16 protein-coding genes and 1 pseudogene are annotated in these 15,188 nt (G+C 56.7%); 9 read left to right on the forward strand and 8 right to left on the reverse strand.

Translation table 11 applies throughout. The features are described 5' to 3' along the window. Positions 1–239: 239 nt before the first annotated feature. A pseudogene (locus tag Q1B21_RS21790) lies at positions 240–380 on the forward strand (helix-turn-helix domain-containing protein); the annotation flags it as partial. A 76-nt stretch (positions 381–456) separates the two neighbouring features. Here Q1B21_RS21790 and Q1B21_RS21795 read toward each other — a convergent pair. The 3 genes from Q1B21_RS21795 to Q1B21_RS21805 all read right to left on the reverse strand — a co-directional run bounded on the left by Q1B21_RS21795 (position 457) and on the right by Q1B21_RS21805 (position 2,283). Then, positions 457–648: a hypothetical protein gene (locus Q1B21_RS21795; protein ID WP_299893112.1), complete on the reverse strand. Its 192-nt coding sequence runs from the start codon at positions 646–648 to the stop codon at positions 457–459. A gap of 229 nt (positions 649–877) precedes the next feature. Next, positions 878–1,012, reverse strand: coding sequence for a hypothetical protein (locus Q1B21_RS21800; protein ID WP_299893114.1), 135 nt, complete (start codon positions 1,010–1,012; stop codon positions 878–880). 122 nt (positions 1,013–1,134) lie between these two features. Continuing rightward, a complete protein-coding gene (locus Q1B21_RS21805; RefSeq protein WP_299893116.1) occupies positions 1,135–2,283 on the reverse strand; it encodes a hypothetical protein in 1,149 nt (382 codons plus the stop codon). A gap of 1,213 nt (positions 2,284–3,496) precedes the next feature. Between Q1B21_RS21805 and nhaA the strand changes: the two genes are divergently transcribed. Further along, complete coding sequence (nhaA, locus tag Q1B21_RS21810; RefSeq protein ID WP_299893119.1) at positions 3,497–4,852, forward strand: Na+/H+ antiporter NhaA; 1,356 nt, start codon at positions 3,497–3,499, stop codon at positions 4,850–4,852. Here nhaA and Q1B21_RS21815 read toward each other — a convergent pair. From Q1B21_RS21815 to Q1B21_RS21825, 3 genes are all read right to left on the reverse strand, one after another. Then, a complete protein-coding gene (locus Q1B21_RS21815; RefSeq protein ID WP_299893121.1) occupies positions 4,849–6,621 on the reverse strand; it encodes an SLC13 family permease in 1,773 nt (590 codons plus the stop codon). The two genes, nhaA and Q1B21_RS21815, sit on opposite strands and share 4 nt — an antisense overlap. 248 nt (positions 6,622–6,869) lie before the next feature. Next, on the reverse strand, positions 6,870–7,835 hold the full coding sequence (locus tag Q1B21_RS21820) for a fatty acid desaturase (protein WP_299893167.1): 966 nt from the start codon (positions 7,833–7,835) through the stop codon (positions 6,870–6,872). Positions 7,836–8,129: 294 nt separating this feature from the next. Further along, complete coding sequence (locus tag Q1B21_RS21825; RefSeq protein ID WP_299893123.1) at positions 8,130–8,372, reverse strand: hypothetical protein; 243 nt, start codon at positions 8,370–8,372, stop codon at positions 8,130–8,132. Between the two features lie 154 nt (positions 8,373–8,526). Between Q1B21_RS21825 and Q1B21_RS21830 the strand changes: the two genes are divergently transcribed. Then, positions 8,527–9,261 carry a Crp/Fnr family transcriptional regulator gene (locus Q1B21_RS21830; RefSeq protein WP_299893125.1) on the forward strand — a complete coding sequence of 245 codons (735 nt, stop codon included), beginning with the start codon at positions 8,527–8,529 and terminating at the stop codon, positions 9,259–9,261. A gap of 590 nt (positions 9,262–9,851) precedes the next feature. Here the strand turns inward: Q1B21_RS21830 and Q1B21_RS21835 are convergent. Both Q1B21_RS21835 and Q1B21_RS21840 read right to left on the reverse strand, forming a co-directional pair. Continuing rightward, positions 9,852–10,250: a hypothetical protein gene (locus Q1B21_RS21835; RefSeq protein WP_299893127.1), complete on the reverse strand. Its 399-nt coding sequence runs from the start codon at positions 10,248–10,250 to the stop codon at positions 9,852–9,854. Continuing rightward, on the reverse strand, positions 10,247–10,666 hold the full coding sequence (locus Q1B21_RS21840) for a hypothetical protein (RefSeq protein ID WP_299893129.1): 420 nt from the start codon (positions 10,664–10,666) through the stop codon (positions 10,247–10,249). Before Q1B21_RS21840 ends, Q1B21_RS21835 begins: the two co-directional genes overlap by 4 nt. 349 nt (positions 10,667–11,015) lie before the next feature. Here Q1B21_RS21840 and Q1B21_RS21845 point away from each other — a divergent pair, with 349 nt between their 5' ends. The 6 genes from Q1B21_RS21845 (at position 11,016) to hflC (ending at position 14,841) form a co-directional block, all read left to right on the forward strand. Next, entirely contained in the window at positions 11,016–11,282 is a 267-nt protein-coding gene (locus Q1B21_RS21845; protein ID WP_299893131.1) for a hypothetical protein, read from the forward strand. A 38-nt stretch (positions 11,283–11,320) separates the two neighbouring features. Continuing rightward, positions 11,321–11,707, forward strand: coding sequence for a hypothetical protein (locus Q1B21_RS21850; RefSeq protein ID WP_299893133.1), 387 nt, complete (start codon positions 11,321–11,323; stop codon positions 11,705–11,707). A gap of 8 nt (positions 11,708–11,715) precedes the next feature. After that, positions 11,716–12,174: a hypothetical protein gene (locus Q1B21_RS21855; protein WP_299893135.1), complete on the forward strand. Its 459-nt coding sequence runs from the start codon at positions 11,716–11,718 to the stop codon at positions 12,172–12,174. A gap of 16 nt (positions 12,175–12,190) precedes the next feature. After that, entirely contained in the window at positions 12,191–12,682 is a 492-nt protein-coding gene (locus tag Q1B21_RS21860; RefSeq protein WP_299893137.1) for a hypothetical protein, read from the forward strand. Positions 12,683–12,757: 75 nt separating this feature from the next. Continuing rightward, on the forward strand, positions 12,758–13,825 hold the full coding sequence (hflK, locus tag Q1B21_RS21865) for an FtsH protease activity modulator HflK (protein ID WP_299893139.1): 1,068 nt from the start codon (positions 12,758–12,760) through the stop codon (positions 13,823–13,825). After that, positions 13,822–14,841, forward strand: a complete 1,020-nt coding sequence (gene hflC / locus Q1B21_RS21870; protein WP_299893141.1) for a protease modulator HflC — start codon at positions 13,822–13,824, stop codon at positions 14,839–14,841. Before hflK ends, hflC begins: the two co-directional genes overlap by 4 nt. Positions 14,842–15,188 lie beyond the last annotated feature (347 nt).

A 15,188-nucleotide genomic window follows, 5' to 3' on the forward strand; every position in this document is an offset into this window, starting at 1 on the left:
ATATACCCCTGAAACTCACGGGCTTGAATCACGCAGCAGAGACGGCTGCAATCAAATTAATGGGTCCAGTGCCTAGGTACCTCTGAGTTTAGGCCACATGCGTCGTTTGATTTGTAATAATGCGAGCGGGTGCAAGTTTCACATAATTTTGCTTACGCGAATTCGGTTTGAAGCAAGGTGGATTCACTAACGAAGTGCAAATTCTGTACGAATACAGAGAGTTGCATGGAGTATGAAGAATGGGACGCCACTACTGTCACCTGAAGCTGGACGAACGACGCAAGCTTGCAAAGTGGCTAGAAGCCAAAATGCCGATTTTAGAGATCGCGGACAGATTGGGACGCGACCCTTCCACGATTTACCGGGATATCAAGCGCAACAGATACACGATCACTGTTTATAGCCGCATCCAATGTTGAGCTTAGAAACGGCTTTTGAGACCGCTGAGTGCGAAGCTCACGCATCCAAAGGAGGTACGTCTCCGAGCCGGACGATGAAAGTAGGGTCACTGTAGTCGCCGAGCTCGACATCAACCTCGATCGAGAATGCATCAGCGCCAGCGTACGAGCCACCGTCAAACATCCGTTGCGCGCGTGCTTCCGCTTCGGTCGAGGACTTGCACTCAATCGAAGATGCTTGGACAAGCACCTGCTCCTTCGCCGCCCCCTTGCCTCGTTCAGCGTGTCGGTATGTCTGACATACGTAGCGTTTACTGGCCGTCATTAAGCGATAGCTCCCCTCGTTGGACGCTAGGATAAACACCCCCGCCGGATCACAGAGACCTGTCCGCACCGGCTGTTGGCGACAGCATTTACGCCTAAGATCAACGCGTATGGTGTATCAATGCGTCAACCCTGAAAAGCAGGGTCTCGTTGGTCTACTTGGCCTTCTTTACGCCCAAAACCGGTGCATTCTTGCCTTTGTTGAAGTCTGCTGTTGCCAGTACCTTTTCTTTGGTTTTCTTAGGTTTTTTCGCTTCGCGGTTCCCGCGTTTCTTATCCCTTTTGGACATCTGATTTCCTCTCTAATGAACCAGTTCGCTCGTTCGGCAATCGGGCGACAGGATCCTGCCGCCTACTTTGATTGGTTGTCTGAAACTCGCCGACAAGAACGGGCCACCGACGGCATCGGCGTTCATAAAACCAGTATTTCTCCACCCAAACAGCTATTCATGTGGTCTGGAGTTTTGCCTCTGGTTGCAAGACCGTTACCAGCAATTGTCAGAATCATTGCTTCGTAAGTCATGTCGAGGTTAAGCAGGCAGCAGCGATAGAAATACCCCTTTCGCAGGCCAGGCATCAGGTTCGCTTCAATGAAATGCGGCACGTTTGAGTGACTCATCTTGATGTCGATGCGTCCCAACGACTTGCCACCCAAGGCCCGGAATGCCGCCTTGGCGAGGATTCCAAGCTGCAGACGCGTCGCTGGGTCTGTCACCGGCGCGACGGTTTCGGAGTCCTGTTTCTTGACATCATAGTCGAGAATTCGGTCCCCGTTTTTGTTCGGCGTCGCGATGATTTCAATGGGCATGGCGCGCAGATTCCCGTTGGAGGCATCCTCGAAAATGCCGACACTGTATTCCCGGCCGGAAAGATAGGTCTCAACCAATGCGGGCGACATTTGGTTCTCGTGGATATCCGCGACTTTGCGCCGGAAGCTATCGAAATCGTGGACGATAGACTTTGCATCGACGCCGCGGCTGTCTCCGCCGGTTACGGGCTTTACAAAGAGTGGAAAGGGAAGAGGGATGGCGGCGGCGGTCGGATGTTCGCCCGGCGCAGTGAGAAAAAACTCCGCCGTCGCGACATTGGCCGCGCTAACGGAACTTTTTGCCCGAGCTTTGTCGTGTTCGTTGTCCAGCGCCGATCTGCCCGATGCAATATAGGCGATTCCATGCAGGTCGAGAAAATCGTTCAGCCAGAGATCTTCACCTTTAAAAGTGAAATATTTCACACCCGAGAATACAAGGTCGGGCCGCCGGTTCGCCAACCGCTCGAGATCGCGACGTGTCCGAATTTGGGTGATGGTAACGTGGCGATAACGGTCGGAAAGAATCTTATGAACCAGCGCTTCGTCCAACTCGATCCCGACATTCTTTCGGTGTGCTGCTATGTCGGTGGAGTAGGGAGCGATGACGATTTCGATTGTCTCGTCGCGTTTGCCGGCGATCGCACGCCTTTCGTCGCGAGCAGAAGGCAAGGTACCGAGGCGGTGTCGCGCATGTTCGATCCGTGATTGGTGGCTGCTCAGCGAATCCGTTACGTCCACATCCAATTTGTTCAAATTCGTTCCTTTCGGCGCCCATGGGCGCAGCAATCCAGAAGCCGCACAAGCGTTCCGAGGTCGGCCTGGGTTGCTAAAATTGTTTTTGCGAGGAGATTTGGCAGCGTTGAAGTCAAATTCAACTCTACCCTCAATACCACAGATAACGGAAACTGCGGACATTAGATACAACTATATTCGATGACAGGGGTAACGAGCATTCCGCCCACCCTCACGACCGCCGCATTTGCTCTCCAAGACGGCTCATCCAGTTCGAAATACAAGAAGGCATGAAGAGAACCGTTGCTTATCTCGCTAATACCAAGACGATTGGAAAATTCACCGACGCCTGACTCGCGCTTGTTTCCATTCGACAAATTCAGCTTTCAAGCGCATTGCTGCTCACTTTGCATGGTGAAGCATTCGGCAGAACGGGCACTTTGCCGCCATGTGGTGCTGCAGCAACCGACCGCAGGAGCGCGATCCGGAACCGGACGCTGATGTGATATCACCAGAGTTCGGAAACAATGTTGCAGATCAGAGGCCTGACGATCCTCGCATTCGGATCCTGTGACCTTCAGCTACGCTTTGCCGATATTGGCGCGACGGGCGGCGAAATCGGACTGCGAGGCCTTGATGGACCTAAGCCGCAAGAAACCGATCCTGAAGAACCAGGTGTCGGAACATGTCGAACGGGCTGTGATCGAGTTAGCCATCGAAGATCTGGCCCTAGGTTAGAACCGTGCAAGTTGGGAGTTGCAACAGAAGAGCATCATGGCGTCGCCGTCGGGCGTCCGTTCGGTCTGGTTCAGGAACGACCTGGAAACCATTAAGACGCGGCCGAATGTCCACGCATCTATTGGCCGCTGGTTTCAAAATCCTGAGTGAAGCGGACTCGACTTTGGAAAGTCACAGCTGGCTCAAGGAAAGAGCCGAAGCACCGAAGCCTGACAAACGACTTCTGGTGACTATCCTGCTATTGTTCGGAGACGTTCCCGGGGAAATGACAAAGAACCAACTCCGGGGCTTCATGAATGCCGGATGCTAACCTGTTCCTAAATTTGTGAAGCCTAATCAACCGTTTCCGCATTGTCCGTTTCTCAGAAACTGAAAAACCTGCTGGTGAATATCCTGCGTGGATGGCTCCTGCATAGCAAGACATTGATCCACGTGGTCATTGCGTCCACGCTTCAATGGCGTAGTCTCTTTTCACCCGAATTGGCGTAGTTGTCCCATGATAGACAATCATCAAAGCCTGCCCCAAGAGTCCGCCGATAGAATAACAAAACCCTTCGCACGCTTCCTAGAGATCCAAGCGGTCGCGAGTGGGTTTCTGTTCCTGGCTGTTCTGCTGGCTTTGGCGCTGGCAAACTCGCCTTGGCAAGAAGGCTTCCTGGGCTTCTGGAAGACCCCAATTGGCCTGACATTCGGTTCGTTCGATTTCACCCGCTCGCTGCGACACTGGATCAACGACGGGCTGATGACCCTCTTCTTTTTCGTGCTTTCTCTGGAGCTCAAGCGCGAGATCGTACTGGGCGAATTGCAAAACCCGCGACAGGCCGCCCTGCCGTTCGCGGGCGCTTTGGGCGGCATGGTGGTGCCGGTCGCGCTCTATCATTTGTTGATGTCCGGGCAGCCCGGGGCGCACGGCTGGGGAACCGTGATGGCAACCGATACGGCGTTCGTGATTGGGTGCCTGGCGCTTTTCGGAAGGCGGATCCCGTCCACCTTGCGTCTGTTCCTTCTTTCTCTGGCCATTTTTGACGATATCGGCGCAATTCTCGTAGTCGCCTTCGGTTACGGGGAAGCGTTGAACTGGTCGGCGCTCGGTTTGGGTCTGCTGGGAATTGGTATCGTCGCAGGCGCCTCGCGCGTCGGGATCAGAAGTGTCCCGGTTTATTTTCTTCTCGGTGCGGCAGTCTGGCTATGCATCGACGCCTCCGGCGTTCACGCGACCATCGCAGGGGTCATTCTGGGCCTTATGACGCCGACGCGCATATGGGTAAGCGATGCCCGGCTGCATGCAATCCTTGGGCGCCTACGCGCCGTTCCGGCCGGCGATCGGCAGCAGGGAGATACCGCAACCCGCCATAACCTGCGTCAAGCAAGCAGAGCGGTCACGGAGGCACTCTCGCCAGTCGAACGGCTCGAGACAATGCTGCACCCTTGGGTCGGCTTTGCAATCATGCCGATTTTCGCGCTGGCAAATGCCGGCTTCACGGTTCAGGGTGCCGATTTCGAACAACCGGTCTCCTTGGCGATAATTGTCGGTCTGGTGCTAGGAAAACCGATCGGCGTCTTCGGGTTCAGCTGGCTAGCTGTCCGATCAGGCCTGGCAGTGTTAGCGCCGGGCTTGTCGGGGCCGTTAATTCTGGCCGGCTCGCTTCTAACTGGTATCGGTTTCACGATGTCGCTGTTCATAGCGGGCTTGGCCTTCGATCCGGCGACGCTGAACGCCGCAAAGCTTGGAATTCTCTCAGGATCGGCTATTGCCGCAACGGCCGGGATCCTCATGCTACTCCTGCTGACAATTCACGCAGCGCGCACAAAAAGCGCTACAAGCACCGCAGAACAAGACCGGATACCCTAGAATGGGAAGAATACCGGGATCACCCCGACCACGGCTGCGCCGACGATAAGATTCATCGGAACGCCGATCCTGAGGAAGTCGGAAAACCTGTAGTTCCCTGCGCCATATACCAATGTGTTGGTCTGATAGCCGACCGGAGTGGCGAAACTTGCACTTGCGCCAAACATCACAGCGACGACGAACGGCTTTGCGTCGACACCGAGTTGTTCCGCAACACCGATCGCGAGAGGTGTAACGACGACGGCAACGGCGTTGTTGGTAACCGCCTCGGTGAGCGCCGAAGACAGTATGTAGATCGCAGCGAGCGTAACAATTAGGGGCAACTCTACGAGAGTCGGCACCAATGTCTCCACGATCAGGTTGACAGCTCCTGCATTCTGCATACCGCTTCCGACGATTAGCATGGAAAAGATCAGCACAAGGACGCTGACGTCGATGGACGCCCAGGCTTCGCCGCTGTCGATGCACCGGAGCACGAGGATGGCAGCGACCGCGACAAGGGCAAGCACGCTGATCTCGGCGAACCCGGCTGCGGCGAGCGCCATAACCGCGAAAAGCGCGAACAGAGCTAGCGGCGCTTTCCCGCGGCGGAAGGCGCGCCCCCCGGCATCTGTGATCGCGGCAAGATCGCCCGCCTCGGTCATTCGGGCAAAGCCTTCAGGCGTTCCTTCCAAAAGCAGTGTATCGGCGGGGCGCAAAAGCGCCGTCGACAGGTCGGGTCCAAGCACTTCCCCATGTCGGTGGGCGCCAAGAACACGCATGCCGTATCGGTGCCCCATGGCAAGCTGGGCAATGCGCACTCCGCGGCTTCGGCGTGAAAGCGTCACGATAGCTTCGGCGACGATCAGCTCCGAGGTGTTTTCGGCCGCTGGCCCCTGGCGCAACCCGACTTCGATCCCTTCAAGTTTTCTGAGGGTGAGCAGTTCTGATGTCGCAACCTTGGCAATGATCCTGTCGCCCGGTTCGAGTATGTGTTCACTCAATCCCTCTCTCTTGACTCCAGACCGCGCACGGATGCCGACGATTTCAACACCTCTTCGGCTGAGGGCGGCGATTTCATGAATCGTTCGACCAATATTTGGGTAGTCCTCTTGCGGGCGTACCTCGGTCAAAAAAGTCGCTTTATCGTCGCCGCCCTGTTCCGCAATATCCTTTCGGTTCGGCAGTAGGACAGGTCCAAGCAGGAGGAGCGCCACACCGCCTGTGGCCGCGGCCACCAGACCGACCGGTGTGATCTCGAAAATTGAAAACGGTTCCAAGCCAGACGCCTGGGAAACGCCGTCCACCAGAAGGTTGGTCGACGTGCCGATCAGAGTACACGTCCCGCCCAGGACGGACATGTAGGATAGCGGAATCAACAGGCGTGTCGCAGCAAAGCCCAGGCTCTGCGCCAAACGAATGGCCACCGGTATGAGGACGATGACGACCGGCGTGTTGTTAATCAGACCCGAGGCGACTAGCGTCGCGATGAGAAACGCCGCAATACCGGCGACCGGGCGCTTGCTCCCTGCGGCGACAACCTTGTTCGCAAGTGCGTCGAGAAACCCGGTTCGGACCAGCGCGCCGCTGATTACGAACATCGCGGCGATCGTTATGGGTGCAGGGTTCGAAAACACTGCCAGAACTTCATTCGTGGGGACAAACCCCAATACGACAAACAGCGCGGCGGCCCCCGCAGCGGTTACGTCCGGTTCGAAGCGCTCGGAAAGAAATGCTGCGAACAGAAGGATGACAATTGCGAGCGCAAGATAGGGTTCATAGTCGGCCATGAGCTCAATCTGTCCGCCCTCCTTCATTCATACCTTTGCCGCTGACGATATGCCGGTCGCAGCATCCACCTTCCTGACTAGAGCGACAACTGAATAATCAGCCCAATTGTCCCGACAATACTGGCTCAGAAAGAAACCCTACTGGCACAGACGTGGCCGTCCGTGGAGCAACAAATGTCCTATTGAGATGCTCCCAGTTTCCTATCCAACGCACCAATTCACTGACCAGTGGCAATATTACGCAAGGCTCAGGTGGGAAGTGCCCGGGCCTCTGCAAACGACAGCAATCTGCGGCTTTTCTCATCCCAAAGGTGCAGTCGCGCGCAGCGGAAGCTTTCCCAAAGCGTAATGCGTCTGGTCTGTGCCAGGACGTCGTGATCCTTGACTACGTCGTGTAAACGGTAAAACGGGATGCGGCTGGCCAGGTGATGCACATGGTGGACTCCGATGTTCCCGGTGATCCAGCGCAGGATGCCGGGCAGAGCGTAGTGCGAACTGCCGTGAAGGGACGCGTCCCGGATGTTCCAGTCTTCCTCGTGCCGCCAGCTGGTTTCCTCAAACTGATGCTGCACGTAGAAAAACCACATGCCGGCTATTGCGGCCAGAAGCATCGTCGGCAGGAAGACGAACAGCATTACCTCCCAACCGCCCAGCAAGACAATCACTGTCAGAGTGAGGCCTATGGCAACATTTGTCGCCATCGCACTCAACCAGTAGCGCCAGCCGGACCGCATCAGGTGTACTGGCAGCCGGTTGTGCAGGAAGAACGTGTAGAACGGCACCACCCCGAACAGGAAAACCGGATGGCGTAACAGGCGGTAAAGCGTACGGCCGCGCCATCCCTTCCCGCGGTACTCCCTGACTGTCAGCACCGGCAGGTCTCCGATGCCCCGCCGGTCCAGGTTTCCGCTCGTGGCGTGGTGGATCGCGTGGGTCTTGCGCCAGACGTCATAGGGTGTCAGCGTGATAACGCCGATCACGCGACCGATCCAATCGCACAGACGCCGGTCGCGGAACAGGGAACCATGCCCGCAGTCGTGCTGGATTATGAACAGCCGGAGCAGGAAGGCTGCATTCGCCAACGCGAGAGCCAGTGCCAACGCGGTGCTGATCGAGAGCACCCACCAGGCAACCGCCCATATTGCCACGAAAGGCGCGAGCGTGACCGTCAGTTCGAAAATACTGCGAGAGGGGATTGGCTGCCGGTACTTCATCAGGGTTCGTGTCCAGTCTGATGCGGTCAGCCGCGCCTCTTCCTGTCTTGGACCGGTTACACCGGAGGGGTATCCCGCGCCGGGTGCCCCGCCCGTGACGGGCAAGGGTCCTGGCTGGACCCGCGCTTGCAGCGCGGTCGAGGCAGATCCGGCTTTCAACATGTCAGTTTGGACGCTGCCGTCTTGGTGGCATGTGCCAACTGGCATGTCTTGATGACCGGGCTGTTGGCCCTGTGCGTTATTCGAGTTGGACGAAAACGGCATGGGCGATATCTATCTCGCTGAAATTATGTGTCATCCCGGCGGCCTCCGAACGGAGTTCCCGCTAGCAATGATCCGGTTGATCAGAACCGCCACGGCCAGGTGCGCCTCTATCTCGTTGTCAGTGCCAGCCGCGTTCTCATGTGTCTTTGCCGCATCGCGCAGGATACCCATGATCTCGTGTTCAGGCAGGACTTTGTTATCGTTCATAGCCAGCAGCAGTGCTTCGCAGATTGCGAGGGCCGCCATTCCCGAGAAGTCCTGTTCGCTACGCATTTTGTGACTTCCTACCAGGTAACTGTTAAAGTAACGCGCGACCGGGCGGCCTCGCTTATCACCAGCATCTTCGCAGAAAAAAGGCTATGTTGGGCTAACCGAAAGCAGTCTCCGCACGATTGCGCCTGGAGCTTTTCCGGCTTGTGAGGCCCCGATGACGGATATCTTAGAAAGCCCGCTTACAAAGAAGTTACAAGTCTTCCTCGCCTTGTCTGACGATGAATTGGACGTTTTGAAGCGTTTGCATCTGCGCCGCCGTTCCTTCATCGCGGGGCGTGATCTTGTGCATCAGGGGCAGTCGGATCAGGCCGCTTACATTCTGGCCGCTGGTTGGGTGTGTTCCTACAAGCTTCAGCCGGATGGAACCCGACAGATCGTAGACTTCCAGATACCAGGGGATTTTCTTGGATTGCGCAGCGTCCTTCTGCGCACCTCCGACCACAGTTTCGAACCGGTCACGGACATTCAGGCGGTGGAGGTTCTGGGGGGCGACCTTCTGGAAGCATTCGAGAAAACGCCTCGCCTGGCGGCAGCCGTTCTCTGGGCAGCATCACGGGACGAAGCCATGGTCGTCGAACACCTCGTTGGGGTTGGCCGACGCGCCGCAGATTCGCGCATGGCGCATTTCTTCTTGGAACTGGCGGAACGGCTGAGGCTGGTCGGAATGGGGAGCAAGAAAGGATTCGCTTGCCCTTTGACGCAGTACCATCTTGCTGATGCACTCGGCTTAAGCGCCATCCATGTGAACCGTGTTTTGAGGCAGCTTCGCGAAAAACGGCTGCTGACCTTTCAGGACGGCCGCGTGACGTTCGACGACTATGACGGATTGGTGGCCATTTCAGGTTTCGATACGGCGTATCTGGATCAGACCGGCCCACTTTTGAAATGAAGGAGGCCGCCCTTCGCTAAACTTGGGCGGCCTGATTTTCTTCTAAGACGAGATAAGTCAGTAATAAGACGAGATAAGTCAGATAATCTCTTCTGCAGCCGCGTTGAGTTCCCTGTCCGTCTCGTCGTAGTTATTCGCCTCGTGCGCTTTCTCGGCAGCCTGGTAGTGTTCCAGCGCCCGATCTTTCTGGGACCGGCAGGTGCTTTGTCACAAGCTGCTTTGACCGAGGTCATCTTCTCGGTGACATTGGTTTGTTCAGGCGTCATTAGAATGTCCTTTCCTGGACATTCCGAGAATAGGAAACGCTGGGCAATGCGGCTCGTTTCAAGAACCGCACGCTTCACGCGCTTCTATTTTGCTCGGAAATGAGTGCCGCCGGAGATTCGGCAGGCACGAAGCCATGTACTCATCTTCTCCGCCCCGCAACACTGACGCAGGTTAGCTTGGGACAACCGAGAATCCTGCTGTCCGCTTGGGCATTGGCTGCCGTCGCCATGTTCTGGTTATGAATCCTGACCTTAGGGGCCGGTTCACATGTCAACGGGTGCGTTGAAGGTTTCGCCCGATGGTGAAGATTTATCCTGCTGGAGTCAGGTGGTGGGGGTTTGCTGATGTGACAGCCGCAGCCACCGACCGTTGTCCAGCAAATATGTGGACGCGCAGAGCGCCTCATAGATTGGTGAACCCGACTTCTCCGCGAAAACGCGGTAGGCGAGCACCGCAACGGCCGCTTGCCTGATATGGCTGCGGTCTCTCATTTCCACTGTTCGCCAGCCCGTGTTTTTCTTCATATGCTCCAGAATCTGTCCGCCCTGAAGGATGCCTGGCGGATAGGGAAGTATCATCATTGCATTTTTTGCAGTCACGGTGCGAGCGCTATCCGCGCCGCTGGTCCAGTACCGCGCCTCCAGATCCCAGAGGATCGCATTGTCATGACCGGGCGTGCCGCCCTGCCTGCGGTCGCCGTCTTGTGCTTTGCCCAAGGTCATTGGCCCGTTCCCGGAGTGCCTGCGAGTATTAACTGCACAATCAGAAGGAAGATCGTCAGTACCGCCCATATCAATCCAGGAAAATTTACCGGCCGGTTTTCCGCGCCACCAGAAACAGCCCTTAAACGCTTGCGGCGTTTGGGAAGAAGACGGGTCAGTTCCCGCGCGACCGATCTGTAATCCTGTTTGAGTTCGGGCACGTCACGGAATTGCGACAACAGCATCTCCAGTCGCGAACCAGCGGCCTCTTCCTCCAAAGCGGCAAGCGCGGCTGCCTCTTCCCAAGGTTCGAGTTCTAGCCTTGCAAGGGCCGAAAGTACCGTAACAGCATTGCCCTTCCGATCCTCACCAACGAAGGCTTGCAAAAACCGATCGAACTCAGGGCTATGCGGGTAAAGAATGCCACCTGCGGGCATCACCATTTCCTCCTTTTCAGTGTTTTCGGATCTTGGGAGCGAACGTGCCGACGGACCGGGGCCTCCTCTGGCAAGATCAAAATGTTTCGGATTGTTTCGATCATACCCGCATCGCCTGGAGCACGCGCTGACGCAGATCAGCCGGTGTCCAAACCTCTGAAGTCAAGCATCAGGGGAGCTCCAAGGTTCGCCGGCACTGCCCAGGGCCCAGCGGCGCTAACATGGGTCAGCGCGCATCGCCCGGTTCTGGGATAATGTATGATGACCGCAAATGCAGGCTACCTCTCTGCAATCAGGATACGGCAGCCCTTGCAGCGCGGAAGGCACGTATACATCGCGGAGACCGGGGATGGCGCTGCGTTCAATCAGATCCACCGTGACCTTCCCGCGCCCGTTTGCCCTATCCGGATATTCGGACGAGCTGCCTGCCGGTGAATACGAAGTATTGGTTGAGGAAGAACTTATCGAGACGCTGAGTTTCACGGAATACCGCAGAACAGCGATTTTCCTGACCATAAACGGCAAGGGATGTTCGCTGGGCCGAACAGAAATGCGGCCAATTACCTGGACCGACCTGGAAACGGCACTTGGCCACGGCATTCAATGTGACACCTGAAGATAGCGAGGCGGCGCTTTGCCGCTGGAGGAACTACAATGAACACTCCCGAATGGCTTAAACCCGGCCTCTACGGTGCCGTCATCGGCGCGGTACTTGTTAGTGTAGCTGGATTTTCTTGGGGCGGCTGGGTAACCGGCCGAACCTCGAACGACAGGTCCGTGGCTATGGCCCGTGAACATGTTGCCACCGCATTGGTGCCTGTCTGTCTGGACATGGCCCGGTCCGATCCGGAACGGGCTGCCAAGATGGCGGCGATCCGGGCAGCCTCTACCTTCCGGCAGCGAGAGGCCCTCATGACGGCTGGCTGGGCGACGGTACCAGGCACAGAGACCCCGAACCGGGACATCGCGCAAGCCTGCCTTGCAGCCCTTGACGTAAACAAGTCACCGGAGCGTCCGGAAAACACGATCAATGAAGGATGAGCAGCGCCATGTCACCACCTCTGCCTGAAACAACCGATCTTGATCGGCGCGTTCTAGCCCATGAACGGGTTCTCCAGTCGCTCATTGCTTACATGTCCCACACGGAACCGCGTTTTCTTGAGCACCTGAAGAAGCGTTTTGTTGAGCCGATGGCCATGGTGCGGCACGAGCATGACCACCGGAACGCGGATGACTACGCGGAGGAGTTTATTCGCGCCGTGATGGTCCTTGGAGAAACGCAATTGCCAAAGGCGGCAAGCTCCAGCGTACTCGTTAAGCCATTGCACCAACCGGAACAGAGACAAACATCGGCACACCCCTATTATCCCACTGCGCAGGCTGATCGTGTCCGTGTCAGAGAGAGGAATGGGATCTGGGAGGTCAAGGTGGATGGCGTATTCCACGGGGACTACCACGACAAGGGCAATGCTCTGGCAGCCGCAGCTTTGGCGCGCTTGTCGCTTTGATGAGAGGACTTCTCCTATGAACGAGCTAGTCAGAAAGTCAATTGCGGTTTTCGCCCGGCCTTTCAGTGTGCCTGACTTCGACGAGAGGCTTCCGGCAGGAGAGTATGACATTGAAACGGAACTGTGTTCACCACCCGACCAGCTGCACCCGGAAGCCTGGAAAGCATCTGTAGCGGTGAGGCTGCATTCTCGGGCATCCCACCCCGGCCTGGCGAGAACCTTGACCGTTTCACTGGCCGACCTCGATGACGCCCTGGCAAAGGACAAGCTGACCGGAAAAGATCTGGCCGAAATTTTCCTCGAAGAAATGCTGGCAGACCCGATGGTTCGGCTGGTGATGGAGGCCGACGGTGTTTCCGAGATGCAGCTTCGGCATCTCTACGCGGGCGGGCGCGCATCTCAGGCGGACAAAGAGACATGGGATGCGGATACAACAGGTACATCGCCACAAGAAAACTCACAAATACAGGCTGCTGAGAACGAAGGAATGCCGACACAGAGGGAATAAGACACGTGGATCCACCCCGCCGACCGCCAAGGTCTGCGCCGAGTGCCGGTTCGCACGAGCAAGGGAGAAAACGATATGCCCGACCAGAACGGCGGCCCGGAAGACCGTGGGCCATGGCAAAGCAAACAGAATAACAATCCTCCCGAGATTGACGATCTTCTTCGTCAAGGCCGCGACCGCCTGAGCGGATTACTCCCTGAAGGGCGGCCGCCTCTGAGAGGGGTACTGGTTGCAGGAGCGATAGTCTTGGCGGCGGTTGCAGCCTGGTCTTCTTATTACACAGTCCCGAGCGACTCGGTCGCCGTTGTCCAGCGTTTCGGCAAATACATTGCTGAGGTTCCGCCTGGCCTGCATTTCAAATTCCCGTTTGGCATCGACGTTGCCACACTGGTGCCCGTGAAACGGCAACTGAAGCAGGAATTCGGATTCACCACGCCGGGCAGGAGTGATCCCTTCCAAAGCCCGTCAGACGGCCGACGTGAAACCGAAATGGTTACGGGAGATCTGAACGCCGCGCTTGTGGAATGGGTGGTGCAGTACCGGATCTCGGACCCCCTGAAGTTCCTGTTCGAGGTACGCGAGCCAAGCGCGACTTTGCGCTACGTCTCTGAGTCGGTGATGCGCGAGGTCGTTGGAGACCGCACGGTCGACGAGGTCATCACCATCGGCCGGCAGGAGATTGAGAGCGAGGCACTTTTTAAGATGCAGGCTCTGTCCACGAAGTACGCCATGGGCATCAGCATCGACCAGGTGCAGCTGAAAAACATCAACCCGCCGGGACCCGTTCAGGCGTCGTTTAATGAGGTCAACCAGGCCCAGCAGGAAAAGGAACGCCTGATCAATGAGGCGCGCCGCGAATATAACAAAGTCATTCCGCTGGCCGAGGGCGAGAAAGATCAGCGGATCCGCGAGGCCGACGGCTATCGCCTGAAACGGATCAACGAGGCGGAAGGCGACGCCGCGCGGTTCACCGCGCTTTTGGCCGAATACGTCAAGGCACCAGAGGTCACGAGGCGGCGGATATACATAGAAACACTGCAGGATGTTCTGCCCACAATCCTGTCAAAAATCATTGTCGAAGGATCGACTGCGAGCATCCTGCCGCTTTTGAACCTCGACAGGCTTCAGGAGGATCCGTCATGAACATCAGACTGGGTCTCATTGCAGGGATTGCGGCTGCAGTTGGCGTGATTGCCTCCTGTTCCCTCTACACAGTTGGCGAAGTCGAACAGGCCATTATCACCCAATTCGGCAAACCCGTGGGAGAACCAGTTATAACGGCCGGTTTAAAGCTAAAGCTGCCCATCGTTCAGGAGGTCAACCGGATCGACCGCCGGGTTCTTGAGTGGGATGGCAATCCGTCCGACATGCCCACCAAGGACAAGCTCTACATTTCCGTCGATCTGTTTGCCCGCTGGAAGATCACCGACCCGTTGCAGTATTTTCTGCGGCTGCGCGACGAGCGCAGCGCGCAATCCCGTCTGGACGATATTCTCGGCAGCGAAACCCGCAATGCCGTCGCCAAACACGAGTTGATAGAGATCATCCGGACCACGAAGGGCCGGATCCCATTGCGGGACACGCTTCTAACCGATGAGGAGCGTGCGCAGGACATAGGTTCTCTGGTTCCAATCCAGAAAGGCCGGGCACTTGTGGAACAAGAGATTTTCGCAGCCGCCTCAGAGAAGGTTCGTGTTTTTGGGATCGAGCTTCTCGATATCCGTTTCAAGCGGATCAACTACAACGAGAGTGTGCGTCCGAAGATCTATGACCGCATGATCTCCGAGCGCCGCCAGATCGCTGAACGTTTTCTTTCCGAAGGCAATGGCGAAGCCGCGCGAATTCGCGGCAACCGGGTTCGCGATCTGAACAAGATACAATCTGAAGCGTATCGCGCCGTCGAGGAAATCCGCGGCGTGGCTGACGCCTCGGCGGCTGCGATCTACGCAAAAGCCTACAACATCGACGCCCAAGCAGCCGAATTCTATGCGTTTACCCGGACAATGCAGGCCTACAAGGACATGATTTCAGGCGGAACGACGCTGGTCCTGACAACCGATAGCGAACTTTTCAGGTTTCTGAGAGGAATGGAGGCCGGAGAGCCGTCTGGAAGTACATCTCCTCCCCCTCCCGGCCTGACGGCTGCGGCCGAACGCTGATGAATCGGAGGACAAAGAGATGACGGAAGAACCGGTGGATTTAGACGAAACGCGAAGCGCCGAACGCCAGATTGCGACCGACACCCGATGCCGCAAACGCGGTGTTTGGGAGCAAACGCCATCCACACCATCCGCGTTTAATAGGTTCAAAGTTTTGGGTTTTCGGCACGTGCATCCGCCGCAAACGCAAAAGTCCAGTTTGTCCGTTGAAATCACCCCGCGTCTTATCGGTACGCATAGGGCACAACGAATGGCAACTGGTTTACATGTTCACTATTTGTTTTTCATGACGCCCAAATATGCACGCTCGGGTCAGTTGGGCCAATAAAGAAAAACGTTGCGCCTTG

Origin of the sequence: uncultured Ruegeria sp. (assembly GCF_947504215.1) — a bacterium.
In the GTDB taxonomy this organism is placed as follows: domain Bacteria; phylum Pseudomonadota; class Alphaproteobacteria; order Rhodobacterales; family Rhodobacteraceae; genus Ruegeria.

Bases quoted from the DNA above. Each gene is read 5' to 3' on its own strand.
- Q1B21_RS21815 (WP_299893121.1), bottom strand. From the start codon at position 6,621: ATGGCCGACTATGAACCCTATCTTGCGCTCGCAATTGTCATCCTTCTG.
- Q1B21_RS21800 (WP_299893114.1), bottom strand. From the start codon at position 1,012: ATGTCCAAAAGGGATAAGAAACGCGGGAACCGCGAAGCGAAAAAACCT.
- Q1B21_RS21840 (WP_299893129.1), bottom strand. From the start codon at position 10,666: ATGCCCGCAGGTGGCATTCTTTACCCGCATAGCCCTGAGTTCGATCGG.
- Q1B21_RS21830 (WP_299893125.1), top strand. From the start codon at position 8,527: ATGACGGATATCTTAGAAAGCCCGCTTACAAAGAAGTTACAAGTCTTC.
- Q1B21_RS21860 (WP_299893137.1), top strand. From the start codon at position 12,191: ATGAACGAGCTAGTCAGAAAGTCAATTGCGGTTTTCGCCCGGCCTTTC.
- Q1B21_RS21825 (WP_299893123.1), bottom strand. From the start codon at position 8,372: ATGCGTAGCGAACAGGACTTCTCGGGAATGGCGGCCCTCGCAATCTGC.
- hflK (WP_299893139.1), top strand. From the start codon at position 12,758: ATGCCCGACCAGAACGGCGGCCCGGAAGACCGTGGGCCATGGCAAAGC.
- Q1B21_RS21850 (WP_299893133.1), top strand. From the start codon at position 11,321: ATGAACACTCCCGAATGGCTTAAACCCGGCCTCTACGGTGCCGTCATC.
- nhaA (WP_299893119.1), top strand. From the start codon at position 3,497: ATGATAGACAATCATCAAAGCCTGCCCCAAGAGTCCGCCGATAGAATA.
- Q1B21_RS21820 (WP_299893167.1), bottom strand. From the start codon at position 7,835: ATGAAGTACCGGCAGCCAATCCCCTCTCGCAGTATTTTCGAACTGACG.
- Q1B21_RS21845 (WP_299893131.1), top strand. From the start codon at position 11,016: ATGGCGCTGCGTTCAATCAGATCCACCGTGACCTTCCCGCGCCCGTTT.
- Q1B21_RS21855 (WP_299893135.1), top strand. From the start codon at position 11,716: ATGTCACCACCTCTGCCTGAAACAACCGATCTTGATCGGCGCGTTCTA.
- hflC (WP_299893141.1), top strand. From the start codon at position 13,822: ATGAACATCAGACTGGGTCTCATTGCAGGGATTGCGGCTGCAGTTGGC.
- Q1B21_RS21835 (WP_299893127.1), bottom strand. From the start codon at position 10,250: ATGACCTTGGGCAAAGCACAAGACGGCGACCGCAGGCAGGGCGGCACG.